5 protein-coding genes and 1 pseudogene are annotated in these 7,429 nt (G+C 66.2%); all 6 read left to right on the top strand.

The window, feature by feature from the left end; all coding sequences use genetic code 11:
• Positions 1-237, top strand: a pseudogene (locus QZ271_RS13075) (hypothetical protein); the annotation flags it as partial.
• A 23-nt stretch (positions 238-260) separates the two neighbouring features.
• Positions 261-1,520: an acetyl-CoA C-acetyltransferase gene (locus QZ271_RS13080; protein WP_291432185.1), complete on the top strand. Its 1,260-nt coding sequence runs from the start codon at positions 261-263 to the stop codon at positions 1,518-1,520.
• Positions 1,517-3,667, top strand: coding sequence for a 3-hydroxyacyl-CoA dehydrogenase NAD-binding domain-containing protein (locus QZ271_RS13085; RefSeq protein ID WP_291432187.1), 2,151 nt, complete (start codon positions 1,517-1,519; stop codon positions 3,665-3,667). Before QZ271_RS13080 ends, QZ271_RS13085 begins: the two co-directional genes overlap by 4 nt.
• A gap of 75 nt (positions 3,668-3,742) precedes the next feature.
• The gene (locus QZ271_RS13090; protein WP_291432189.1) at positions 3,743-5,392 is read left to right on the top strand and encodes a long-chain-fatty-acid--CoA ligase; all 1,650 of its coding nucleotides are present in this window, start codon (positions 3,743-3,745) and stop codon (positions 5,390-5,392) included.
• The gene (locus QZ271_RS13095) at positions 5,389-6,144 is read left to right on the top strand and encodes a 3-hydroxyacyl-CoA dehydrogenase (protein ID WP_291432191.1); all 756 of its coding nucleotides are present in this window, start codon (positions 5,389-5,391) and stop codon (positions 6,142-6,144) included. Before QZ271_RS13090 ends, QZ271_RS13095 begins: the two co-directional genes overlap by 4 nt.
• Before the next feature lie 19 nt (positions 6,145-6,163).
• Positions 6,164-7,429: AMP-binding protein (locus QZ271_RS13100; RefSeq protein WP_291432193.1), on the top strand; the 1,266-nt coding region annotated here is incomplete at its 3' end.

Genomic DNA, 7,429 nt, shown 5'->3' on the forward strand with positions numbered 1-7,429 from the left:
CTGTTCCAGGCCGGCACTTCGGAGCGTGGCTTGGTGTTCGCCGGGCAGCATGCCGAGTGCGTGTTCATCAGCGGCCGGGACAAGGCCAGCACCAAGCTGCAGGTGGACAAGGTGCGCGCCAGCGCCGTGGCGGCCGGGCGCAACCCGGACGACGTGCTGAGCGAGATGACGGTCGAGGACTGTAACCGCCTGGCCCAGGAGCACGACCTGCCCCTGCACGCCATTTCCAACCCCTGACCCACCCCACTCAAGGAGACACCATGACCCATACATCCACCACGACCCAAGAGGTCTACATCTACGACGCCGTGCGCACGCCACGTGGCCGGGGCCGCGCCAACGGTTCACTGCACGAGGTCAAACCCGCGCAACTGGTCGTCGGGCTGCTCGAAGGCCTCAAGGAGCGCAACAACCTCGATACCACGCAGGTGGACGACGTGATTCTGGGCTGCGTCACGCCGCTGATGGAACAGGGCTTCGACATTGCCCGCGTCGCCGTGCTGCTGTCCTCGTGGGACGAGGGGGTGCCGGGCGTGCAGCTCAACCGCTTCTGCTCGTCGGGACTCGAAGCCGTGCAGCAGGCCGCCGGACGCATCCGGAGCGGCTGGGAAAACCTGATCGTGGCGGGCGGCGTGGAAAGCCTGAGCCGCGTGCCGATGGGATCGGACATGGGCGCGTACATGGACCCCATCAGCGCGATACACATGCACTTTGTGCCGCAGGGCGTCAGCGCCGACCTGATCGCCACCCTGGAAGACTTCAGCCGTGACGACGTGGACGCCTACGCCCTGGAAAGCCAGAAGCGGGCCGCCGCCGCGCAGAAAGCCGGGCACTTCGAGAAGAGCGTCCTGCCGGTCAAGGACATCAACGGCCTGACCATCCTGGACAGGGACGAGTACCTGCGCCCCGAGACGACGAAAGAGAGCCTGAATGGACTCAAGCCCGCCTTCGCCGACACGGGAGCCGCCGGGTTCGACGCCGTGGCGCAGCTCAAGTACCCGGAAGTCGAGAGCATCAACCACGTCCACACCGCCGGGAACTCCAGCGGCATCGTGGACGGCGCGGCGCTGATCTTGCTGGGCTCTGAAGAAGCCGGGCGCAAGCAGAACCTGAAACCGCGCGGGCGCATCGTGAGCATCGGCCGGGTCGGAACCGAACCCACCATCATGCTCACGGGCCCGGTACCCGCCAGCCAGAAGGCGCTGGCCGCCGCCGGACTGAGCGTCGAGGACATCGACCTGTTCGAGGTGAACGAGGCGTTCGCGGTGGTGCCCATGCAGTTCATGAAGGACCTGAACGTGCCGCACGACAAGTTGAACGTGAACGGCGGCGCGATTGCGCTGGGGCACCCGCTGGGCGCCACCGGGGCCATCATCATCAACACCGTGCTGGACGAACTGGAACGGCAGGACAAGCGCTACGGCCTGTGCACCCTGTGCGTGGGCGGCGGCATGGGCAACACGGTCATCATCGAGCGGGTCACGGATTTTACCGCCCCGGCTAAAGGAGCGGACGCATGAGCAACCACGTTGAATACGTAAAAGACGGCGACGTCGCCACCCTGACCATGAACTGGCCCGGGGCCGTCAACCTGATGGACACCAGCTTCATTCCCAGTTTCCGGGAAGCGCTGGATAAGCTGGAGGCCGACAAGGACAGCGTCAAGGGTGCCGTGTTGCGCTCGGCAAAGCCTACGTTCTTCGCGGGCGGCGACCTGAACATGTTCATGGCCGCCAAAAAAGAGCAGACGCAGGAACTCTTCGACATGGTCGAGGGCATCAAGGCGCAGCTGCGGCGCATCGAGAAGCTGGGCAAACCCGTGGTGGCCGTTATCGAAGGTGCGGCGCTGGGCGGCGGCTTCGAGGTAGCGCTGGCCTGCCATCACCGCGTGGTGCTGGACAGCCCCAAAATCCAGCTCGGTCTGCCTGAAGTCACGCTGGGCCTGCTGCCCGGTGGCGGCGGCGTGACCCGCATGGTCAGGCACCTGGGCGTGCAGGCCGCTGGCCCCTACCTGATGGAAGGCAAGCTGATGCGGCCCGCCGACCTGGCGAAGCTGGGCCTGGCCGAACTGGCCCCAGATAGCGAGGCCGCGACCCGGCAGGCGCTGGCCTGGATAGACGCCAACCCGGCCCCGGTGCAGCCCTGGGACGTGAAGGGCCACCGGATTCCCGGCGGCAGGGCGTACAGCCCGCAGCTGGCGCAGGTGCAGACAGTCGCCCCGGCCATGCTGATCGCCAAGACCAAGGGCACCATGCCCGCCCCCGCGGCCGTGCTGGGCTGCGCGGTGGAAGGCGCGGCGGTGGATTTCGACACGGCGCTGCGCATCGAGTCGCGCTACCTGACCTACCTGGCGCTGCATCAGGTGAGCCGCAACATGATCGGCACGCTGTTCACGGGCCTCAATGAAATCAAGGGCGGCGCGGCGCGGCCCAAGGACATCCCCCGGTTCAAGGTGCAGAAACTGGGCATTCTGGGCGCAGGCATGATGGGCGCAGGTATCGCCTACAGCGCGGCGACCAAGGGCATCGAAGTGGTGCTGCTCGATACTGCCCAGGACCGGGCCGACAAGGGCAAGGCGTACAGTGAAAACCTGCTCGACAAGGGCATCAAGCGCGGCAAGGTCACCGAGGAACGCAAGGCCGAGACGCTGGGCCGCATCAAAGCGACCACCAGTTACGACGACCTGGAGGGCTGCGACCTGATCATCGAGGCGGTCTTCGAGGACCCCGACATCAAGGCCGACGTGACCAAGAAGGCCGAGCCCAAGCTGCGTCCCGGCGGGCTGTTCTCGTCGAACACCAGCACCATTCCGATCACCGACCTGGCCCGTTCCAGCGCCCACCCCGAGCGGTTCATCGGCCTGCATTTCTTCAGCCCGGTGGACAAGATGCCCCTGATTGAAATCATCAAGGGCAAGGAAACCGGTCCAGAGGCCGTGGCGCAGGCGCTGGACTTTGCCGCGCAGATCGGCAAGACGCCGATTGTGGTCAGCGACGCCCGTGGTTTTTACACCTCGCGCGTGTTCGGCCAGTACGTCAACGAGGGCGCGGCCATGCTGGCCGAGGGGATTCCGGCGGCCGTCATCGAGAACGCCGCGCTGCAAGCCGGGATGCCTGTCGGCCCGCTGGCGGTGCTGGACGAGGTGACGCTGACCCTGCCCCTGCACGTCGAGGCGTCGGCCAAGAAAGCGGGGGTCGCCCCCACTGAGCGCCACCCCGGCATGGCCGTACTGGAGAAACTGGTGGAACTGGGCCGCAGTGGCCGCAGCCAGGGCCAGGGCTTCTACGACTACCCGCAGGGCCAGCCCAAGCGGCTGTGGAGCGGCCTGAAAGACCTGTACCCCCAGAAAGCGCGCGGTGAGTACGACATGCAGGAGCTGCGTGACCGCTTCCTGTACGCGCAGGCCGTGGACGCCGCGCACGTCGCCGACCAGGGCACCCTGACCGAAGCCCGCGAGCTGAACATCGGCAGCATCATGGGCCTGGGATTCCCGGTGTGGACCGGCGGAGCGCACCAGTTCATCGAGCAGACCGGACGGGAAAACTTCGTGGCCCGCGCCCGTGAACTGGCCGCCAAGCACGGCCCCCGCTTCGAGCCGCCCGCCAGCCTGAGCGCCGCGCCGGGAGTCGACCTCTCGGGCGGCATGTACAGCGGACTGCCCAACTAAAGCCAACAACAAAAAGGCCGCGCTTTTGCTGCGGCCTCCACTTTTTTCTTCTCGCCTATATTCGGAGGTCTCCCTATGATGGACGTTCACCTCACCACCCAGGCGCTGCTGCCGCGCTGCCTGCAACTGTTTCCGCAGCAAACCGTCACCTCGCTGCTCGTGGGCGGGCAGGACGCAGCGGGAAAGCCCGTGCCTGTCAAGCACCACACCACCTACCGTGAAGTAGCCCAGCGTGCGGCGCAGCTTGCGGGGGCGCTCAGCGGCGCCGGCGTGCAGGCTGGCGACCGGGTAGCGACACTAGCGGTCAACTCCTTTTACCACCTAGAAGCGTACCTGGGCATTCCCAGCATGGGCGCGGTTATTCATACGCTTAATATCCGGCTGCCCGTGGAGCAACTGGTCTGGATTCTGAACGATTCGGGTGCAACAGTGCTGCTGCTTGACCCCATGTTCCTGCCGATGCTGCCAGCCTTCCAGGCGAATTGCCCAGCGCTCAGAACGGTAGTGGTGTTCGGAGCGCAGGCTCCCGCCGGGCTAAGGGCCTACGAGGACTTCATCGCACCTCACCCCGTAACCTACCCCTGGCCCGAACTGGATGAAAAGGCGGGCGCCATGCTGTGCTACACCTCAGGCACCACCGGCAACCCCAAGGGCGTGCTGTACACCCACCGCTCGCTGATGCTGCACGCGCTGGCCGGCGGCAGCCGCGACGCGTTCAACGTGGGGGAGGGGGACGTGGTGTACCCTATCGTGCCGATGTTCCACGCCAACGCCTGGGGTGCGCCGCACATCGCGCTGATGTTCGGGGCGTCCCTGGTGTTTACCGGCATCTTCAACGACGGCAAGACGGTGGCGCAGACGCTGGAAACGGAAAAAGTGACGTTCTGCCTGGGTGTGGTCACCGTGATGCTGGGCCTGCTCGAAGAACTCGACCGGGCACAGGAGGAAAGCCGCAACTACGACCTGTCCCACCTGCGCAAAGTCGGCTGCGGCGGCACGGCCGTGCCCGACGCGCTGATGCGGGCGTTCCACTGGCGGCACGGCGTTCACGTGATGCAGGCGTGGGGCATGACCGAAACCAGCCCGCTGGCGACGTGCAGCAACGTGCCCGCAGGCATTGATCCCGTCAGCGAGGAGGGCTTTTCTCACCGCAGCAAGCAGGGCCGCGTGGTGCCCTTTGTCGAGGTTGACCTGATCGACGACGACGGCAAGGATGTGGCGCATGACGGCGAGACGATGGGCCGCCTGCTCGTGCGTGGCCCCTGGGTGGTGGGCGAATACTACAAGCGGGGACGCACGAGCGACTTTGTCGAGCGCGGCGGCAAACTGTGGCTGGATACCGGCGACATTGCCACCCTTTCTGCGGGCGGCGAGATGTGGGTGCAAGACCGCGCCAAGTACCTCGTGAAGTCGGGCGGCGAGTGGATTTCCTCGGCAGAAGTGGAAAACGCGCTGATGGGCCACCCGCATGTAGCGGCGGCTGTAGTCGTGGCCGTACCGCACGACAAGTGGACTGAGCGCCCGCTGGCCCTAGTGATTCCCAGAGGTGAGGCGCCCGACCCCGCCGCCCTGCGCGAATACCTCGCTAGCTACGTCGCCAAGTGGTGGATTCCCGACGACTTCGTGATGGTGCAGGAGCTTCCCATTGGCGCGACGGGCAAGTACCTCAAGCGCGAAATCCGTGAGCAGTACAAAGGTCATCAGTGGACAGGAGGACAGGCATGAACGTTCAGGGCAAAGCTATTCTGGTCACCGGGGGCGCCTCGGGTCTCGGCGCCGCCACCGCTCACATGATTGCCGGGCGTGGTGGGCACCCGATCATCCTTGACCGTCAGGACGCAGCCGAGATGGCGGGTCAACTCGGCGGGCTGGCCTTTACCGCCGACGTGAGCAGCGAAAGTGACGTGCAGGCGGCCATTGACGGGGCGCGGGAACGCTTCGGGGCCATTCACGGCGCGGTCAATTGTGCGGGCATCGGCAACGCGGCCGTCACTGCCGGAAAAAAAGGCCCCTTCCCGCTGGAACTGTTCGAGCGGGTCATCCGGGTCAATCTGATCGGCACGTTCAACGTGATTCGCCTCGCGGCCCAGGCCATGCTGGAGAACGAACCCGGCGAGGGCGGCGAGCGCGGCGTCATCGTGAATACGGCGTCTGTCGCGGCCTATGACGGTCAGATCGGACAGGCGGCGTACTCGGCCAGTAAGGGCGGCGTGGTCGGCATGACCCTGCCGATTGCCCGCGACCTGGCCCGCAGCGGCGTCCGGGTGATGACCATTGCGCCGGGGCTGTTCCTCACGCCGATGCTCCAGGGTCTGCCGCAGGAAGCGCAGGACTCGCTGGGGGCGCAGGTGCCGTTTCCCAGCCGCCTGGGCGTCCCCGACGAGTACGCCGCGCTGGTGGCGCACATCTTTGAAAACCAGATGCTGAACGGCGAAACCATCCGCCTGGACGGGGCCATCAGAATGGCTCCCCGTTGACCCCTACAGGAGAACCGACATGACCCTCATTGACGATTTTGACCGCAATGTCCGTAACTTTCCGCAGCGGCCCGCGCTGGTGTACGGCGAGCGGCGGCTGAACTGGCAGCAACTCGGAGAGGAAGTCAACCGCGCCTCGCACGTGCTGATGGCCGCGGGCGTGCAGCCGGGCGACCGCGTGGCGTTGTACTCGGGTAACAGCGACCTGTTCGTTGTGGCCGTACACGCCATCTTCAAGGTGGGCGGCGTGCTGGTGACCATCAACCCGCGTTCGGCGGGCCCGGAAGTCGACCACCTGCTGCGCGATTCCGGCGCGAAAGTCCTGCTGGTGGGCCTGGGGCTGACCGAACTCGCGCAGCGGGTCGCGGCTGGCCTGCCTGAGCTGCGCTTCTTCGCACTGGGCGGAGGCGGAGACGACGATTTCACCGCGCAGATGGCGGCGGCCCCTGCCGACCCCATCCAGAACCGCGCGGCAGAGGACGAACTGGCCGAAATCCTGTACACCAGCGGCACCACCGGCAAGCCCAAGGGTGTCATGATGTCCCACGCCGTCCTGCACCGCGTGGCGACCATGTGCGCCATCGTGACCAGAATGCCTCAGCGGCCGCGCACGCTGCATGTGGCGCCGCTGTACCACTCGGCCCAGCTCAACCTGTTCCTGAACAGCACCACCCTGCTGGCAGGCTGCCACGTCGTCCTGCCCGGCTTTGACCCCGTGCAGGTCATCGAAACCATCGAACGTGAACGGATTCAGGTGTTCTTCGGGCCGCCGACCATGTACCAGTTCCTGCTGCGCGTCCCCGGCGTGGCGGCGCGGGATGTCAGTTCGCTGGCCGTCGGAGCCTACGGGGCGGCCCCGATGCCGCTGGCACTTCTGGAACAGATTCAGCAGACCTTCCCTGGCCTTCAGCTCTGTGGCATGTACGGCCTGACCGAGATGGGCCCAGGGGGCGTCATGCTCACGGCCGAGGAACACGCGGCCAAGGCGGGCGCCGGCGGCCTGCCCCCCGTTGGGATCGAGGTGCGCATCGTGGATGAGAAGGGCCAGGATGTCCCCCCCGGCGTGGTCGGCGAAAAGCTGCTGCGCGGCACGACCCTGATGCAGGGCTACTGGGGCAAACCCGATCAGACGGCCGAAGCCATCCGCGACGGCTGGCTGCACACGGGCGACCTTGCCCGGTTCGACGAGGACGGCTACGTGTACGCCGTGGACCGCATGAAGGACATGATCATCAGCGGCGGCATGAACATCTACCCCGCCGAGGTAGAAGCCGCCATCATGACC

The organism is Deinococcus sp. (assembly GCF_018260555.1).
GTDB lineage: Bacteria > Deinococcota > Deinococci > Deinococcales > Deinococcaceae > Deinococcus.

Bases quoted from the DNA above. Each gene is read 5' to 3' on its own strand.
- QZ271_RS13080 (WP_291432185.1), top strand. From the start codon at position 261: ATGACCCATACATCCACCACGACCCAAGAGGTCTACATCTACGACGCC.
- QZ271_RS13085 (WP_291432187.1), top strand. From the start codon at position 1,517: ATGAGCAACCACGTTGAATACGTAAAAGACGGCGACGTCGCCACCCTG.
- QZ271_RS13090 (WP_291432189.1), top strand. From the start codon at position 3,743: ATGATGGACGTTCACCTCACCACCCAGGCGCTGCTGCCGCGCTGCCTG.
- QZ271_RS13095 (WP_291432191.1), top strand. From the start codon at position 5,389: ATGAACGTTCAGGGCAAAGCTATTCTGGTCACCGGGGGCGCCTCGGGT.